Raw genomic sequence first — 17,062 nt, 5'->3', positions numbered from 1 at the left:
GCCATGACAGAGTCGAACCCTCCTCCCAGCAAAGATGAATTTATCTCCCCTCGCTACCCCTACTGGGGCGAGGTCAAGCCCCAGAACCTGGTTTTTGATGCCAATTTACAGGAATTCAGCAATAAGGTGTCCCTAATTTGTAGCTTGGAGACGGGAGGCAAGATTACCCCAGAAGAAGCCTACCGCCAAATTAAAGAGCTGTGGAAAAAACTCAAAGAAACCAAAAAAGCTATCCTGGACAATCCCCTGTGGAAGGAGCCTCCCCCCGAGGTGCCACAGGAAGAGTGAGCTAGAACCTTTTGCTCTAGCGCCCCCTAGAGGACAGATCCCGTCAAAATCGGGTCTCAAACTCGATGGCAATGGCGTTGTTGCCCTCGAGGTCAGTGCTGGCGCGGGTGAGGGTTTGCTCGTTGAGGCGATAGCGGGCGCTGTAGCGAGTGGGCTGAAAGGGATCCGTCAGGTTGCGCTGCAGCGAGAGGGAAGTGGCGGGCCCCAGATCGCGGGCCACCTCCAGCGCCAGCCCCACTGCGGAGCGGTTGGGGGCGCGGGTATCGAGCTGGGGAAGGGGTCTAATGCGCACCTCGTCCAGACCTAGCGTGTCCCGCAGCGTATCTAACACATCGTTGAGCAAGGTGGTTCCCGCCAGGCTGGCCACTCCCACTTCGGGGTTGAGGCGGACCAAGGCGGTTCCCCCTAGCAGAGCGACGATCTCTTCGGGGGAGCGGCTGGGGCTGCTGGAAAGGGCCAGAACTCCCTTGCGGGGATCCGCTTCGGCCAGTTGGCTGGCCCGGCCGTTGACAGTGGCAAAGATCTCAATGCTCTGCTGGGATCCCGGCAGGTTGCGGGTGTTGTCGAAGGAGGACAGATCTTGGGGAAAGCGGTACACCTCGAAGACTTGGGTCACTAGGTGCAGGTTTAAGAAAGGATCGAAGGGGTTGTCCAGGTCAAAGGTGGCGGTGTTGGGGCGGGAGCGATCCAGGCGAAAAGTGGCAACGGGCAAGCTGACGCGGCCTCGCTCCAGGGCAATGGTGCCCGCCGGACGTAGATCTTGGGGAGTGCCGAACAGGCGCAAGCTGCCGCTGGCGTAGAATTCAAATAGGTTGGGGCGCTGCACGCGGATCCCAGGCCCCAAGACCAGCTCTAGACCGTTGAGCCGCGGCTGCCAGAAGGGATCCGCCGGAGGCGAGTTTGCAGGAGTTGCCGCCGCTTCCTCTTTTCCAGGACGGGGGCTGACATCTACAACCCCTTGGGAAACCTCTAGGCGCCCCTCGAGCAAAGGCCGCAGCAGCAGGCCGCCCACCGTCACCTCTCCCTCCAAGCGGCCGCTGTAGAGGTTGGGCAGGGTAAGCTGGATCCCGTGCAGTTGCAGTGTCAAGGGTGGCGCGGTCTCGTCCCTCTGCAGGGCGCCGCGGGAGTTGACCGGCAAAAAGCCGTTGGCCAACAGGGATCCGCCGCCCAACTGTCCCCGCAGCTCCCGCACCTCCAATTGGTGGAGGTTAAAGACAATTTGGCCGGTCAGGTCGGTGATGGGCTCCGGCAGGGCGGCCAGTTTGAGGATCCCGGAGCTAAGGCTGAGGTTCCCCTGCAGGCTGGGCTCTTGCAAGGTGCCGCGGATGGTTAGCTCCAGTTGGCTTTGGCCGCCTTCCCAGCGCACCTGGTCGGTGAGGAGGTTGATTAGGCGCAGGCCGCCATTCTCAGCTTGCAGGCTGAGGTCGATCTGATCCGCGGCGGCCTGCACCTCCGCAAAGGGCAGGGTGTAGGGCACCAGGCCGGAAAGGCGGACCGGCTCGTCACCGTTGGCCAGCAGGGCGCCCTCCAGGCGCAGTTGTCCCTGGTGGTAGTCGAATTGCCCCCTCACCTCCCGCAGCGGCACCTGGTTGATCTGGGCGTTCACCACCGTCAGGGAGCCGCGGGCATGGGGATCCCGCAGGTTGCCTGCCAGCTCCACCTCCAGGTTGAGATCCCCTTGGAGTTCCAGCCCAGCGGGCAAGAAGCGATCCAGCAAGGCCAGAGGAAATCCTTGAATTTGCAGGGATCCCGACTGTTTCTCCCAGCCCACCTTGCCGGTGAAAAGGGCTTGGCGTTCCCCACTGCGCAACAGCAGCGGCTGCAGCACTACCGCCCCCTCGACTAGGCTGCCGGTGGCGGTGAGGCTTTCGACAGCAAACTCCTCTGCTTGCCAATTCCGGCCCTCCAGGTGAAAGCTGACGCTGGGCCGGTTGAGGCTGCCAGCCAAGCTGACGCTGGCCTGGAATTCTCCCCGCCAGCTAGTGGGCGGCGGAAGGCGGGGATCCATGCGGCTGGCCAGGGTCTCCAGGTGGGCGGCCAGGATCTGGGCGTAGTATTCTAGCTGCTCCCAGAGGGGATGGTTGGGCAGACCAACCGGATCCGTCCGCAGCACCGCGGCAGGGCCCAAAGGTGGCAGCCGAAAACCGCGGCTGGTGATATCGCTCCACTTCCGCCACTTGAAAGTAGAGATGAGATCTTCCAGGCGGCCCCGGCGGGTGCTGATCTGCAGGTCGATCTGGGGAACGGGAACCGCCGAGGTGGGATCCAGAGAGGTCGTCGGCAGCTCCAGGGTGCCGCTGGCGGTGTAGAGGCTCTCAAAGAGCTCCAGTTGGGCTTGGGCAAGGGTCAGACGAGCGGGGCGGGAGTTGTCTCCAGGGTGGTAAGCGAAATCCACTGCGAGGCCCTGCACCTCGAGGTCGCCCAGCCGCAGCCCCTGGACCGCAGCTTGACCTTGAGCAGCGCCACTGGCTAGGTCAAGCGCCACCTCGCCGTCCAGCCTCCCCTGTAAGCTGGCCCAGGGCCCGGCAGCCAACCCTCCCAGCCAAGCCAGTGGTAAGCGGTTTGCCACCACCTGGAGCCTATCTTGCTGTCGTTGGCCGCGCAGTTCCGCCTCGCCCCGCCGCAGCTCGAACTGCAAGGGCCGAAACTGGGGATCCAACTGCAGCGCTAGCCGCTCCCGCGCCCCCGCTAGCTCCACCGCCGTCCCCTGCCTAGACCAGCTAAAGGGCCCGGCCAAGTCGGCAAAGGCCACCTCCCCCACCTGCAAGCCGCGCAACTGGGCCTCGCCAGTCACCTGCAACTCCTCCAGCGATCCGCGGAGCTGCCCGGAGCCCTGCAGCACCCCCGCCACCCTCGGCGGCAGGCCGAGTACTTCTGCCAGGGGGATCCCGTCGGCGGCAAAGCTCAGATCCAGGGATCCCACCTGCAGCGTCTGCGGGTCTACGGGGATCCGTCCCTCTACCCTGGCCAAGCGGGTGGTGCCGGCCAGGACTTCTGCTGCTTGGATTGCCAAGCCCCCGCCATCCCAGGCCACCTGGCCTCTGATGGAATCGGCTAGCCCCAGGCCCTTTTCCTCCCCAAGCTGCGACAGCGCCAGGGATCCCTGGGCCCGCAACGCCGCCAGGAAACCCACCTCCGCCGCCGCCGCTGTGTTCACCTGCGCCGTCAGCTCCCCGGAGAGGAATCCCGGCCACTGGGGGTTAAAAAAGGCCAGCGGCAGATCCTGGGGAGCCAGCTGCGCCTGGAGTTGCCCTGCCGCCCACCGCCCCGCCACCTGGGCCTGCCCCCCGCCCAGCTCCAACACCGCCTGTGGCACCTCCACCGCCCAGCCCCCCCCCTCGGGCAAGATCTGAAGCTGTCCTCTGCCGGCAATCTCTCCCCCTTGGGTTTCCCAGGTGGCCTCCACCTGGGGCTGGGATCCCGTCAGCGCCACCTGTACCTGAGCGCTTACTGGTCCCGCCCAGGGCCGCTTGCCCCGCCGCGGCAGGTTGACGCCGTAGAGGGTCAGCACCTGCTCGGGGTTAGCCTCCGTCACCTGCAACTGGAAGTGGCCCACCAAGCCGGCAGCCCATTGCAGTTGTCCAGATCCCTGGACGCGTCCACCTACGGCCTTCAGGTCGATGTTCTCAAAAGCCAAGGTCTGGCCGGCCCAGCGGAAGCCAAAAGCATATTCCGGCACCACCAGGCGATCCACCTGCCCCGGCGAGATCCCTTGCAACTGCCCTTGGAGCTGCGGCCCCTCGAGCGGGCCAGTAACCGCCAGGGATCCCGCCACCACCCCTGCCGCCGCCACCGGCAGCTCAAAGTTGAAAGTCTCCTGGATTTGCTGCAGGCTGGCTGGGGCCATGACAGCTTGCAGAGTGAATCCCTCGCTGTTGGCGAAGGCAATGGAGCCGTTGAGATCCCTGAAAGAGAGCTGGCCAAAACGACCGCTCACCCCCTGCAGCTCCAGCTCCTCTAGGGTAAAGCGAACGGAGCCTCTGACTGCTTCAAAAGGATGCGGCAGCCTCTCCAACCCCAGCCGCGCCTGCTGGATGTGGGCTTGGCCCCTCAATTCCAGAGGGCGTTCTCCTCCCCAGAGGACTTGGAGATCTAGAGCAGCTTCCCCCTCCACCTCAGTCAAGGGCGCCGCCGGCAGCACGCTGGGCAGCAGCTCCAAGGGGAGGCGGGCAGCAGCAAGGGTTACCGAGCCAGCAGCCTGGGCAAAATCCACCACCCCCCTAAGCTGCAGGGGGTACCCTCCTTGCAGCCGTGCCGAGAGCTGGAAGCTGGCCTGTCCTCCGCCCCCCTCCCCCGGCGGGGCACTCAGCCGCACCTGCAGCTGGCCCTGCAGATGGTCAAACTGCCGCCGCTCCCCCACTAAAGGGATGGCCGTCAGGGATCCCTCCTGCAAACGGACGTACAGCTCCTGGACAGGCAGGGATCCCTCCCCTTCTGGGAGTTGAAACTGCACATCTGCCCAGCCGCGATCCAGCGTTTCCATCCACAGCAACTGGGGCTGGTTCAGGGTAATGTTGAGCGCCCACTGGCCTGTTTGTAGCCAGGTCCAAAAGTCGGGGCTGAGGTCAATAGAGCCAATGCTGGCCAAATGTTCGATGCGGCTTTCTCCCAGCCGTAGCCCCCAGGGAGCAACAAGCCTCACCTCTCCCAATTCCACCCGCCGGCGCATCGCCTGCGAGAGGGTTTCTTCTACCTGCGGCAGCACGTGATCTTGAAGGTAGGCCCCGATGCCCCAGGCAGCCCCGAAAGCAGCAGCCGTCAAGCTCAAGCCTAATCCCCCCCCTATCCTTATCCAGCAGGAGAGGGGAAATGGTCGCTGCGGCACTTTACCCTCTTTGTTGTGCTGATCTTTGCCCAACACCTACCCTCAGGGATCCGGAGCACCCCTTTTGAGAAGCCCTGCTTGGCCTATAGGCTGGCCTCCTCGGGGACAGCCAAAACTGCCCCCATCCTACCCAAGGACTCCTGGCTTGCCATGAGGGGCCAGAGAGAAGAACTCCCTACTCCTAGACGCAGTCCCCTGCTCAAATACCCCCTCGCTGAGGGAACAGGGATGCTAAGGGATCCCCCGGCGGGCTCAGCTTCTAACCTAGGCCTTCATTTGCAAATCTTCGTCCAGCTGTCTACAATGTCTCCACCCCCAGCTTGTGGGGAGGATCCCTCTGGCCCTAGGGGTAGCCTGCCCCGCGCTGTGGGTTGAGGAAGTAGGAAAAAGCACCAACAGCGGACAGAGTAAGGCTGCGAGAGCGGCTGCGTTGGTGGTGTGGGGTGCTTACAGCTTTGTCCACTGGTGTATAGTTTGGAGCAGTCGGGAGATAAAAGGAGAAAAGCCATTCCGGAACCTCTGTCTCTGACAGTTAGTTTGCGTGGCAGCTACGAAGCCTTGGAAAACTGCCAGGTCTTTCGCCTGACAGGTCTCCTTGATGCTTTTTCTGAGCCAGTGTTCGTGAAAGTGGTTACCAAGCACCTAGAAGAGGGATCCCCCAACCTTATCCTCGATTTGACAGGGATCGACTTCATTGACAGCTCTGGCGTCGGCGCCCTGGTACAACTGGCCAAACTGGTACAGGGCCGTGGGGGCATCTTCCAGGTGGTCAGTAACCCTCGGATTACCCAAACGGTAAAGCTGGTGCGGCTGGAGAAGTTCCTGGCTCTGCGCAACTCCCTCCAGGAAGCTTTGGGTTATCTAGCTGCAGAGAGCAAAAGGCACGCCGAGCAGAGCTCCCCAGCGCCTGAGGGGGGCTCCGAGGCTGCCAGCTCTAGCTTGGAGAAGCCGGAGGGCGAAGCCTCCTAGACGTACGCTGGCATGGGTTTGGGAACTTTTTGGGGTGTCAGTGCCGGAGCAGGCGATCCTGAGTGGCTTACCCTGAAGGCAGTGCGGATTCTCCAGGCCGCCAAGTGGGTGGCCTGCCCCCAAAATGCTGACGGCCAGCCGGGCTTGGCCTACCAAATCGTCCGTCCTTGGCTGCGGCCGGAGCAAACTCTGCTGCCGCTGCATCTACCCTTTGTCCTCCAACCTGAGCTCCTCCAAGGGGCCTGGGAAGCAGCTGCCGCGCAACTGGCCCCTCCCCTAGAACGAGGAGAAGATGTGGTCTTTGTTTGCGAAGGGGATGTGGGTCTTTACAGCACCTTCGCCTACCTGGCCCAGGCCCTGCGGCAGCGGCTCCCCGACGTGCTCATCCAGGCCATACCGGGAGTATCCTCCCCTCTGGCTGCTGCGGCGGCCTTGGGATCTCCCTTGGCCCTTGGCCCTGAGAAATTGGCCATCTTGCCAGCTCTTTTTGCCCTAGCAGAGCTGGAGGAGGCCTGTGCTTGGGCTGATGTGGTTGTCCTCATGAAGGTGGCTTCTGTCTACCCCCAAGTTTGGCAGTGGCTGGCCGAAAGAGGCTGGTTGCAGCAGGCCAGCCTGGTGGTCTGGGCTGGTTGGCCCCAGCAAGCCCTTTTTCCCACCCTCGACGGATTGGCCGACTACCGCCCCCCCTACTTTTCTCTGCTAATCCTGTGGCCTCGGAACTGCAGTTCCCTTCGACTGGCCTGCCTGCCAAAAAGTTCCCAAAAAGTGGGCTCCTCTCTGGGAGAGAAATGGGATTTAGGTGGCGCCCGTGAAGAAAAATAGCAAGCCAATTGAAGAAATAATCTAGTCTGTTAAAGACAGTTGCTATCCACTGTAGGAGTACCCAGCCTGAGCTAGATTAAAAGTGTAGTGATTCAGGAAAGGAGGTAGTATCCCAAATCTAGGAGCGGGGCAAGACACCAGCTTGCAGCTTGCTCAGCTTCAAAACCCCAAGCCAGACAACTTCTCGAGTCGATTTCAAGTAAGCTCCCGCCAAGTTGTGCTGGCAGGTACATTAAGCAAGTGGTGGTCTTGCCCAGACGAGCACCTGGCCTCTACGACAGGTTTTCCCCCTAAGCAAGGGACATGGGAGCTACATCAAATAGCTGCCGGGCTTGCTGAAGGAAGGCACTGTAGCGCAGGAGGTCGCTTACCTCTTCTAGGAAGGTGAGAAAGACAGTGGGCGCTGTTGCTTCTGGAAGTGCCGGTCTGCTATTTCGAGTCTCCAGCGAGGATCAGCGAGGATCGAAGAAGAGGTGGAAAACCGGTGCCTCGGTGAGGTCCAGGTGCTCCCCCTGCAGGCTCTGGCAAGGCAGGATTTTGCTTAAGAAGACAGAGGCCGCGGGCTTTGGCAAATTGAGCTTCCTAAAGCTGTGGCCGATAATGGTTTACTTTCGCTTGCAGGAGGTTTCTATGTTTGCCTTTCTGGCAAAAATTGCTAGAGCAGTTATCCGGGTGTTCACGCCTGCCAAGTCCGATTTGGTGGAAGTCGGCTACCAGCCCATCACAGATGATATCTACCGCGGCAAAGGCTCAGCTCGCTATGCTAGCGATCTGTAGGGCGGAGGGCGCAGGTGGTGAAGATAGGCTTTGGTTGATGGGGGCGGTGGCGGTTCTCAAGTAGGGGCCGCCATCTCTTTTTGGCATTTGGCAGGTTGCCGGCAACTTGTCTGCGAAAATGGTAGCGATGCTTGCTAGGGATCCTTGCGCCCTTCCTCCCTACTGCCCTCCTTGGTGGTTTATCCTGCCACAGCGGCTGATTTGGATCCTGTGGCGGAGGTTCTTGCCCGGGTCTTTTATCCACCCCTAGGCTTGCAGCGCTGGCTGCACCCAATTCACAAACTCATCATTCGCGAGGATTTACGCCTCAAGCTGGCAGGCCGGGATCCCTACTACCGTTGCCTAGCAGCAGCAGTAGGGGCAGAAGTGGTGGGGACTGCCGAGATCTCGCTGCGGGCCATGGCCCACGGGAAGTATCCCTACCTTGCCAACTTAGCGGTGCTGCCGGAGTGGCGACGGCGGGGAATTGCGCGGCAGCTTTTGCTCAGCGCCGAGGTGGTGGTGCAGGAGTGGGGCTATCGCCAGTTGCATTTGCACGTGGTGGAAGACAATCTGCCCGCCCGGCAGCTCTACGCCCAACTGCGCTACACTCCCGTCCAGCGCACCTCTCAACTTTGGCGGTGGCTGGGGATCCCACCCCAGCTTTTGCTCTGCAAGTGGTTGCCATGAAGTTATGTAAACTAGAGCCAGAGAGCTGGAGAGGAGTTGCAGTGGTGCTCAAAAGAGGGGGCAGGATCTGGGGCTGGTTGGGTCTTGCAGGATTGTTGGCGACTCTGCTGGTGAGCTTGGCAGGAGCTCAGCCTGCTCTGGCGCAGTGGGGCACCACCCCCCTGCCAGAGATTGGGGCGCCGGCGCCGGAGTTTGCGCTGCTGGATCAGTCAGGGCAGCTGCGGCGGTTGGCGGATTTTCGCGGCAAGTGGGTGGTGCTCTACTTCTACCCTCGCGACTTCACTTCTGGGTGTACCATTGAGGCCCGCCGCTTTCAGCAGGATCTGCCTAAGTTTCGGGCTCTAGGGGCGGAGATTGTGGGGGTGAGCGCCGACTCAGTTGACTCCCACCGCCGTTTCTGCTCAGCGGAGGGGCTGCAATTTCTTTTACTGTCGGATCCCGAGGGCAAGGCCAGCCGCGCCTACGGCTCGTGGATGGGGGACATGGCCCTGCGCAACACCTTCCTCATTGATCCTGACGGGATCCTGCGGGCTATTTACCCAATTGTCAACCCCTACCGGCACAGTGCCGAGGTCTTGGCCCAGTTGCAAGAGCTTACCCAGGCCGGCTAGTCCTGCGGGCCAAAGGTCTGCTCAAACTCTTGCAGCAGCTCGTCGATTTCCTCGAGGGCTTGATTGACATCGACACGCAAGCTACCTAGATCTGGCCTTTCCAAAAGCTTGACTAGGGCTGGTCTGCGCTCGCGGATACGCTTAATGCGCTCTTTTAGGGCGGCAACTTCGGCTGGATCCATGGCTGTAGGGATGGCTTCCACTCCTCCAGCTTATCGCTTTCCCACCCAGATCGTGGCCCACCGGGGGGATCACACCCATGCTGAGGAGAATACCCTGGCTGCCTTTACGGCGGCCATTGAAAGTGGGGCCGACGGGATCGAGCTGGATGTGCGCCGCAGCCGCGACGGGATCCTTCTGGTTTTCCACGACGCTGAGCTGGAGGGGCAGCCGTTGGCGGCGCTCACCTGGGCCGAGATCCGCGCCCGCAAGCCCACGATTCCCACCTTAGAGGAGGTGCTGCTTCAGGTTGGAGGCAAAATTGCCCTCGACCTCGAGCTGAAGGAGGCCGGCTACGAAGAACAAGTCCTTGCCTTGATTAGCAAGCAACTTTCCCCGGAGGCCTGCGTGCTCACCTCCTTTTTGCCCCAGGTGGTAAGGCGGCTGAAAGAGCTTTTGCGCCGCGGCGACTTAGATCCTGCCTTCCAGGTTGGCCTTTTGGTGGAGGCGCAGCCAGCGGGATCCCCCTTGGCCTATTGCCGGGAGGTGGGAGCGGATTTTCTTGCCCCCCACTACTCTTGGCTGAACCTGCCGTTTTTGGCAGCAGCAGCCCAAGCCCGGATACCGCTCTACGTCTGGACGGTGAACGACCCGGAGATCATGGCCTTTTGCCTGCGTCCGCCCGTGGGGGAGGTGCGGGGACTGATTACCGATCTCCCCTCCTTGGCGCTGCACATTCGCGCTCAGCTCTGGGCTGTCTCCTGAAGATCCCCCCTTCTAGACCATGGGCACAAACTGCACGGGGAAAGCCTCCTTTTGCACCACTCCTTCGGGGGTTTTGTGGAGGATCAGCAAGGATTGGGATCCCTGCCTTTCGCCTACCGGCACCACCAGGGTACCGCCCACCGCCAGTTGCTCCAGAAGCGCTGTCGGCACAGCGGGGGGTGCGGCTGTAACCACAATAGCGTCGTAGGGAGCGTGTTCCGGCCAACCTTGGTAGCCATCTCCCTGACGCACCTCCACATTGCGGTAGCCCAAGGCGGTGAGGGTTTGCTGGGCGCGAGCAGCCAAGGGGGCCAGCCGCTCCAGGCTGTACACCTGGCGGGCCAGCTCGGCCAAGATGGCCGTCTGATAGCCAGACCCGGTGCCGATTTCCAACACCACGGACTGAGGGGTGAGGCGGGCCGCCTCGGTCATGAAGGCAACGATGTAAGGCTGAGAAATGGTCTGGCCGTAGCCGATGGGCAGTGGGCAATCCCTGTAGGCGCGATCCCGCAGCTCCGGGGGAACAAAAAGGTGACGCGGCACTTTGCGCATTGCTTCCAGCACCCGCGGATCCCGGATCCCTCGCTGCAAGATCTGCTCCTTCACCATCTGTTCCCGTTGGGCAGCAAAAGGACAAGGCTCCGCCTCACCGTTGGAAGAAGAAGAGGGACTAGGAGCACACGGGATCCCAGCCCAGGGGTCGGAAGTCTTCTTAAAGGGGGAGGGGAACAACCTTACCATTGGCGCCCAACCTCCAAAGCTAACAACTTGCCGGGATTTTCCCACCTTGGGATCCCTTAACTCGATCCTGGCCCATTTTCCACAAGACTTCCAGCTTTAAACCTGCTGCCACAAATCTCTCCCGGAAACCGAGAAGGCTAGGCCTATAGCCCGGATCGAGTGGCCCAATTTGTGTGTCCTCCGTCGGGGCAAGCCATTGCCGGTTTTTCTTAAACTCTTGCCGTCCTGGCCTCAAAATGCGGCCTCGACGGACCTACTTGACAACCTCACGAGTTCAGGCTTCTTGGGGCTAGGGTTGATCCCTAGCCTTTCCTGCAAGGGGATAGAGGGGCACGACTTGGCCGCCAGGAGCTAGTGGCTACGGCTGGCCCTTAGGAGCTGTGGGGTGGTTTAGCGGTGTCTGTCGAACCAGCGCATCAGCATCGCCGCCAGGCGTTCAGGGTTGTGGCGCACCAAGCCAGTCTCGGGATCTTCCTGCATGACGTTAGCCAAGACGGCCCGACAACCCAGGTAGGCCAGCTTATCCGGATCCAAGACCACAAACTCGGAACCGTTGCGGCGGTAATGTTCTAGGGCGCGGGGGGAAGGGGGATCCCGTTGCACCAGGACAGCATCGAACAGGCGCACGCCCGCCACCCGATCCAAAGCCATGACGTGATCCCCAACAGTGTAGCCGTCGGTTTCTCCCGGCTCCGTCATGATGTTGCACACGTAGATGTGGGGTGCCATGTTCTTGGCCAAGGCTTCCACAATTTCCGGGATCAAAAGGTTGGGGATGATGCTGGTGTAGAGGCTGCCCGGCCCCAGCACCACAAACTCTGCCGCTTCAATAGCCTCGATGGCCTCAGGCAAGGCGGGAGGGTTGGGCGGGTCGCAGCCAATGCGACAGATGCGCCCCCTGGCTTTGGCAATGTTGGACTCGCCCACCACGCGGCGGCCATCACTGAGCTCCGCCCAGAGGGTGACGTCCGCCAGGGTAGCCGGCAGTACTCGTCCCTGAATGGCCAAGACCTGCGAGGTAGCGGTGATGGCCCGGATGAGGTCGCCGCCGGTCACGGCGGTGAGGGCGGTGATGAACAGGTTGCCAAAGCTGTGACCGGTCAGCCCTTCCCCGGCTTGGAAGCGGTATTGAAACAGCTCCGTGAGCAACTTTTCTTCGTTGGCCAAAGCCGTGAGGCAGTTGCGGATGTCACCAGGGGGCAACACGCCGATCTCCCGCCGCAAGCGCCCTGAAGAACCGCCGTCGTCGGCCACAGTAACAATGGCGGTGATGTTGGAGCTGTAGCGCTTCAACCCTCGCAGCAGGTTAGAAAGGCCGGTGCCGCCCCCCAGCACCACAATGCGAGGGCCACGGCTCAGACGCCGCCGCAAGAGGAGCTTATCCACCAGCGCCTCGTCTCCTTCTGGGATCAGCACATCTTCAATGGAGCGCATGGCGCTGCGGAAGCCCAGCACCACCATTGCCAAACCAATCCCAGTTACCAAGGGGCCACTGACCTTGTTCGGGATCCAGGTGGTGATTAAGCGCAGGGTAAGGTCAATTAGCCGCTTCAGGCGAAAGATGGGGGTCAATTCTGTCCAGATGGCAATGCCCAGCAGCATCAGCAGCACGCCCCCCATCGCCAGGCTAAGCCAGCGTTTGACGGCTAGGCCGGGGAAGAGCCATTTCCAGGCACTTCGCCACCCGGCAGTCTTGCGGCGGCGAGGCCCCCGAACGAGGGACTTGTTGTGGGGCTCAGGTTTGCTCATGGGAGGGGACAGGAACGCCGGCCAAAGGCATCCTAACCTTTGGTTGCCCATTGCCGAGGTCAGCCGGCGGTGCTCCAAAGCAGGCTTCCAGCTCCCGCTGCGACTCCAACAAATGGCAGTGCTCTACCTGGAGGTTGAGCTCGGGCAGGCCAGAGCCGTTGGCAGGGAGGGTCCAGGGCTGCAAATCCTGGGCCAAGCGTTCCACCAAAGCCACGGAGCGGTGTTGCCCGCCGGTACAGCCAATGGCTACGGTTAGGTGGGGCCGCCGTTCTGCTCGATAGTGGGGCCACCAGGCCCGCAGCAGGGAAAGGATCTGCTGGTAGGTGGACTGGGTCAGGGGGTCAGCAAAGAGAAACTCCTGCAACGCGGGATCCTGGCCGGTTAGGTGGCGCAGATGGGGTTGAAAGAAGGGGTTGGGCAGAAAGCGCACGTCAAACACCAGGTTGACATCGGGAGGAACGCCGTACTTGAAGCCAAAGCTAACCAGCCGCAAGTTAAGAGGTTGGGGGATCCCCTGCACCAAGGCTTGCAATTGCTGCCGCAGTTGCTGGCTATTGAGCTCGGAGGTATCCAGCAGGTGGGTGCAGTGCTGCCGGATCGGTGCTAGTTCGCGTATTTCTTGCTCGATGGCCGCCAGCAGGCCGCCGCCGGTATGGTGGGGGTGGGGGCGGCGCTGGGCGCTGAGGCGACTGAGCAAGACGAGGGGCCGGGCTTCGAGGAACAGGAAAGGGATCCCTTGGGCTTGCATCCAGGCGGCCAACTCGCAGAGCTGCTCCCGATACTCCTGAGCGTGGAGATTCAAACTGATGGCCAAAGCGGCGTGGTGGGGCCGCATGGCCTCAACCAAGGGGATCACCTGACTGGGCGGGATCCCTTCCAGGCCGGTGTAGCCCAGCTGCTCCAATTGCTGAATGGCCAAAGTTTTCCCTGCTCCGGTTAGGCCGGCAAGTACCAGAACGGGTGTGATCGCGGGGGTTGGTTTTGTTTGACTGTCCATGGAGCCTATTCTAGGGCGAGGGGGAACCCACGGAAGGGGTTACCTCCAGTCCACGGGGGAATCTCCCTAGCGAAGAAAGGTTAGGGCCTGGCCTCGCACCGAGGGATCCACCTGGCCGTTTTGAAAGACAATCTGTCCGCCCACAATGGTTAGTAAGGGCCAGCCCACCAATTCCCACCCCTCAAAGGGGCTCCAGCCGCATTTGGTTAGCAGCTCTTCCCGTCGTACCGGCTTGGGCGTGCGGCGATCCACCAGCACCAGGTCAGCATCGTAGCCCACCTGCAGTCGCCCTTTGTTGGGGATCCCATAGAGGCGGGCTGGCGCCTCACACATCCACTGCACCACCTGGCGCAGGCTACAGCGGCCCTGCTGCACGGCAGTCAGCATCAGCGGCAGGGCTGTCTCCACCCCGGGCATACCAGAAGGGGAGTGGGGGTAGGGCTGGGCCTTTTCTTGCAAGGTATGAGGGGCGTGGTCGGTGGCGATGCAATCGAGGATGCCCTCCTGCAGCCCCTGCCAGAGCTGGGCTAGGTTAGCCGCATCCCGCAGCGGCGGGTTCATCTGGACCAGGGAGCCCAGGCGGGCGTAATCAGCAGTGCTAAGCAGCAGGTGCTGAGGCGTTACCTCGGCGCTAACCCAAACTGGCTTGTGCTGGCGCAGCAGCTCCACTTCCAGGCCCGTGGAAAGGTGCAAGATATGCAGGCGATGGCGGTAGCGAGTGGCCAAGTCTAAAGCTCGGCGCGAGGCAATCAGGGCTGCTTCTTCATCCTGAATTAGGGAGTGAACCGCCACATCTGTACGTCCAGCAAAGAGAGCTCGGCGGGCCTGAATGCGAGCGTGATCTTCAGCGTGGACAGCAATGACAAAATTGGGATCTGTCTCGGCAAAGATCCGCTCCAGCACTAGCGGGTCGTCCACTAGCAAGGGGCCATGTTGGGATCCCATGAAGATCTTGATGCCACAGGCTCCTTGCACCCGTTGCAGCTCTTTTAGGTTATCGGCAGTGGCTCCAATGAAAAAGCCGTAGTTGACTACGCACTTGCTGGCGGCCCGCGCCAATTTGTCCTCTAGTGCTCTCTGGTCAATTGTTGGTGGATCTGTATTGGGCATCTCCAAAAAGCTGGTTACCCCGCCGCGGGCGCAGGCCCAGGATCCGGTCTGGAGGTCTTCTTTGTGCTCGCGGCCTGGCTCGCGAAAGTGAACTTGGGGATCGATGACTCCCGGCATTAGGGTATGGCCTTCAGCATCGATGACCCTAGCCACCCCCTCCAGCGGGAGATACTGGCCAATCTGGGCAATCCGGCCGTCCCGCACCAGCACATCTCCCACCCAGGGATCCCCTTCCGGCACTACCAGCTCTGCATTGCGGATCAGCAGGTCGCTCGGCAAAAGCTTGCCCCCTTAAACTTCCATCCTTCTAACCTACCACCAACTCCAGGGGAGTAGCTTGACAAACAATTGCCGCAGGCCTTGAGAGTCGTTCCTGAAGCTGGAGGGCTACTCGGTTTCCCTTGGCTCTAGCGTAGGGTAGGTTGGGGGTTAAGATGGGTAGAGCCAGTGGGGTGTTGGACCTGGGGCTGTAGCTCAGCCTGGATAGAGCAAGCGCCTCCTAAGCGCTAGGTCGGCGGTTCAAATCCGCCCAGTCCCGTTACCCCTAGCAGTGCTGTAGGGGTGCTGCTTTGGGCAAGTCCCCGGCTAGCTGCTGGAAAGGGCTTGGCGAGCTAGCTGTTTGAGGAAAGCCAGAGGATGGCCGTTCTGGAGCTGCTGCCTCAGCTGCTCTTGCAGGAGCTCCTCCTGCCAAGGCTCCCCCGACTGCAGCCACTCCAGGTAGCTGAGCCCCGCCACCCGCGTCAGATAGGCGCCGCTGGCTGCCTGCAGAGGGATCCCCATGAGCATCCAGGGGCTAGCTTTGAGGGCAGAGCCAAGGGCGTGGGTAGCTAGCTCCAGTCCCCCGAGTTGCACAATCATTTGGGCCAAGCGGTGGGCAATGGCCTGAGCCTGCTGCAGGGTAATGCGGCGATCGAAAAGCTGGTGCAGCTCTCCAATCATGCGCGCCTGGATGGCCACTCCCGCCAGGACATCCAAAGCAGGGAGGGGAGTCACGGCTAGAGCCGCAGCCGTTGCCCATTGCATCCGCTCCACAATCTGGCGGCCCCGTTGGCAGCGCTCTTCCCGCAGGGCCTGCTGGACGGCTTCGCTGAGGGTTCGGGTTTGCAGGAGGGCGTTAGCTAGGCGCAGATGGGATCCCTTTTGCTGCAGTAGGCGGGCCATCTGCTGGGTGAGGGCGGCAAGATCAGGGGGCTGCGGCTCCCAAGTTTCCTGCCGAGACCCGTCTGGGAAGTAGTAGCGGACTTTCAAGGGCTCGGGGTCAGCGGCAATGGCCACCACCTGCTCCGGAGGAAGGACGCCGGCCGTGCGGCGGCGTAGGTGGGCCAGGATGGTCTCCACATCCTCCGGCGGCATTTGATCGGTTTTGTTGAGGGCCAAGATAGTGGCTTTCCCCAAGCGGGCCAACTCCAGTAGCTCCATGTATTCCGAAGCCAGCAGATCCCCCGCCACCACCACAATCAGTAGATCTGCTTTCTGGGCCAGGGCGCGGGCATCGGCTTCGCCGGCACCGCCAATCGTCAATAGCCCAGGGGTATCGGTGAGGTAAATGGAGCCGCTCCAGCCCTCCAGCTGATAGGTGTAAATGGATCCCTGCTGGGTAGTGCCCAGCGTGGGGGCGGTTTCCCCCACAGGCCGCCCTAGCAGAGCGTTGATGAGAGAGGTTTTGCCAGCAGAAGCAGTGCCGAACACCACTAGGTGCAATGCTTCCTCAGCCAGCCGCTGATCAATCTCCTGTCTCTTGGCCTGCAGGGCACGGCGGCTGATGTCGTTTTGCAGCTTCTGGATGAGGCGATCGACATCCTGGAGATCTGCCTGGACCTGATCCCGCGTCAACTTAACCCGCCGCGGCTTGGCCCCTGGCGTGGGCTCCTTTTGGCCTTGGCCAGCCTGCTGCCACCAGTGGCGCACCGCCAGCCCCGCTGCCACTGTTCCTCCTAGGAGGCCAGCCACGGTCAGGTCGGCCAGCAGCCCCGAATAGGAGGCGATAAAGCTGTGGAGGCCGCCAACCCACTGCAGGTACTGGCTCAAGGCTACCAGGCCCAGCCCTGTCAACAACCACAGCCAAGTGGAGCGCGATAACACCATGCCAACCCACAGCTTGCCCAAAGGCCCAACCCGGAACGGCTCCTGAAGCAATCGCGGATTTAAAAGGGCTGAACCCTCTCCGCTGGTAACCCCGGCGCAGCCGGGAGCCGCAGCCGCTTCTCTAGCATAGGCTTACTGTAGCTGAGCATACAATTTTTTCGGGTAAGCCGGTGCGGAGACGGCTGAGTCTAGCCCCAGCTAGGGAATAAACCAGAAAGGCAAGCGCCAAGGAGCGCCCGTGGCCCCGGGATCCCTGCCAAAGATCCCAAGATCGCTGGTGGCTCCAGCGGCGCTGGCAAAAACTTGCTCCCGCGGTAGTCCAATAGCTCTACCAGCAACAGGTAGCCCACCCCTAGGGCAATAGCCAGAACTCCCGTAATCATAGCTACCCATTTGGAACGTTCCACGCCAGGCCTCCCAACGTTGCTGGAGCTGATCTTAAGCCTGCCTGAAGCCCTGTTGCGGTGGGATAGCTGTGGCCGGAGCAGCAGGCCG

Annotated in this window: 15 protein-coding genes and 1 tRNA gene; 8 read left to right on the top strand and 8 right to left on the bottom strand. The window is 61.6% G+C overall.

Annotation, left to right across the window (positions count from 1 at the left end):
- The first annotated feature begins 3 nt into the window (after positions 1-3).
- Complete coding sequence (locus NW822_RS01705) at positions 4-288, top strand: hypothetical protein (RefSeq protein WP_414362021.1); 285 nt, start codon at positions 4-6, stop codon at positions 286-288.
- A 43-nt stretch (positions 289-331) separates the two neighbouring features.
- Here the strand turns inward: NW822_RS01705 and NW822_RS01700 are convergent, their stop codons facing one another.
- Complete coding sequence (locus NW822_RS01700) at positions 332-5,050, bottom strand: translocation/assembly module TamB domain-containing protein (RefSeq protein ID WP_414403303.1); 4,719 nt, start codon at positions 5,048-5,050, stop codon at positions 332-334.
- 600 nt (positions 5,051-5,650) lie between these two features.
- On the opposite strand from NW822_RS01700, the gene NW822_RS01695 reads away from it, so the two are divergent.
- The 5 genes from NW822_RS01695 (at position 5,651) to NW822_RS01675 (ending at position 8,961) form a co-directional block, all read left to right on the top strand.
- Complete coding sequence (locus tag NW822_RS01695; RefSeq protein WP_414362024.1) at positions 5,651-6,082, top strand: STAS domain-containing protein; 432 nt, start codon at positions 5,651-5,653, stop codon at positions 6,080-6,082.
- Positions 6,083-6,094: 12 nt separating this feature from the next.
- Positions 6,095-6,904, top strand: a complete 810-nt coding sequence (locus tag NW822_RS01690) for a precorrin-2 C(20)-methyltransferase (protein WP_414403302.1) — start codon at positions 6,095-6,097, stop codon at positions 6,902-6,904.
- Positions 6,905-7,534: 630 nt separating this feature from the next.
- Positions 7,535-7,681: a hypothetical protein gene (locus tag NW822_RS01685; protein ID WP_414403301.1), complete on the top strand. Its 147-nt coding sequence runs from the start codon at positions 7,535-7,537 to the stop codon at positions 7,679-7,681.
- Positions 7,682-7,825: 144 nt separating this feature from the next.
- A complete protein-coding gene (locus tag NW822_RS01680; protein ID WP_414362030.1) occupies positions 7,826-8,350 on the top strand; it encodes a GNAT family N-acetyltransferase in 525 nt (174 codons plus the stop codon).
- A 95-nt stretch (positions 8,351-8,445) separates the two neighbouring features.
- Positions 8,446-8,961: a peroxiredoxin gene (locus NW822_RS01675; protein ID WP_414362032.1), complete on the top strand. Its 516-nt coding sequence runs from the start codon at positions 8,446-8,448 to the stop codon at positions 8,959-8,961.
- Here the strand turns inward: NW822_RS01675 and NW822_RS01670 are convergent.
- Entirely contained in the window at positions 8,958-9,143 is a 186-nt protein-coding gene (locus tag NW822_RS01670) for a hypothetical protein (protein ID WP_414362034.1), read from the bottom strand. The genes NW822_RS01675 and NW822_RS01670 overlap by 4 nt on opposite strands.
- 10 nt (positions 9,144-9,153) lie before the next feature.
- Here NW822_RS01670 and NW822_RS01665 point away from each other — a divergent pair, with 10 nt between their 5' ends.
- On the top strand, positions 9,154-9,885 hold the full coding sequence (locus NW822_RS01665) for a glycerophosphodiester phosphodiesterase (RefSeq protein WP_414403300.1): 732 nt from the start codon (positions 9,154-9,156) through the stop codon (positions 9,883-9,885).
- Positions 9,886-9,897: 12 nt separating this feature from the next.
- On the opposite strand, the gene NW822_RS01660 is transcribed toward NW822_RS01665, so the two are convergent.
- The 4 genes from NW822_RS01660 to NW822_RS01645 form a co-directional block, all read right to left on the bottom strand.
- Positions 9,898-10,494 carry a protein-L-isoaspartate(D-aspartate) O-methyltransferase gene (locus tag NW822_RS01660; RefSeq protein WP_414403368.1) on the bottom strand — a complete coding sequence of 199 codons (597 nt, stop codon included), beginning with the start codon at positions 10,492-10,494 and terminating at the stop codon, positions 9,898-9,900.
- Between the two features lie 522 nt (positions 10,495-11,016).
- Positions 11,017-12,375: a gluconeogenesis factor YvcK family protein gene (locus NW822_RS01655; RefSeq protein WP_414362038.1), complete on the bottom strand. Its 1,359-nt coding sequence runs from the start codon at positions 12,373-12,375 to the stop codon at positions 11,017-11,019.
- Positions 12,362-13,372, bottom strand: a complete 1,011-nt coding sequence (gene rapZ, locus NW822_RS01650; RefSeq protein WP_414362040.1) for an RNase adapter RapZ — start codon at positions 13,370-13,372, stop codon at positions 12,362-12,364. The genes NW822_RS01655 and rapZ overlap by 14 nt, the downstream gene beginning before the upstream one ends.
- Positions 13,373-13,438: 66 nt before the next feature.
- Positions 13,439-14,761: a dihydroorotase gene (locus NW822_RS01645; protein WP_414403299.1), complete on the bottom strand. Its 1,323-nt coding sequence runs from the start codon at positions 14,759-14,761 to the stop codon at positions 13,439-13,441.
- A 184-nt stretch (positions 14,762-14,945) separates the two neighbouring features.
- Here NW822_RS01645 and NW822_RS01640 point away from each other — a divergent pair.
- Positions 14,946-15,020: transfer RNA gene (locus NW822_RS01640), tRNA-Arg, on the top strand.
- Between the two features lie 47 nt (positions 15,021-15,067).
- Here the strand turns inward: NW822_RS01640 and NW822_RS01635 are convergent.
- Positions 15,068-16,567, bottom strand: a complete 1,500-nt coding sequence (locus NW822_RS01635; RefSeq protein ID WP_414403298.1) for a DUF697 domain-containing protein — start codon at positions 16,565-16,567, stop codon at positions 15,068-15,070.
- Positions 16,568-16,755: 188 nt separating this feature from the next.
- Complete coding sequence (locus NW822_RS01630; protein WP_414362044.1) at positions 16,756-16,974, bottom strand: hypothetical protein; 219 nt, start codon at positions 16,972-16,974, stop codon at positions 16,756-16,758.
- Positions 16,975-17,062 lie beyond the last annotated feature (88 nt).

This window comes from Synechococcus sp. H70.2 (assembly GCF_047462275.1).
Taxonomy (GTDB): Bacteria; Cyanobacteriota; Cyanobacteriia; order Thermostichales; family Thermostichaceae; genus Thermostichus.
This window is presented reverse-complemented; position numbering and strand designations above follow the sequence as displayed.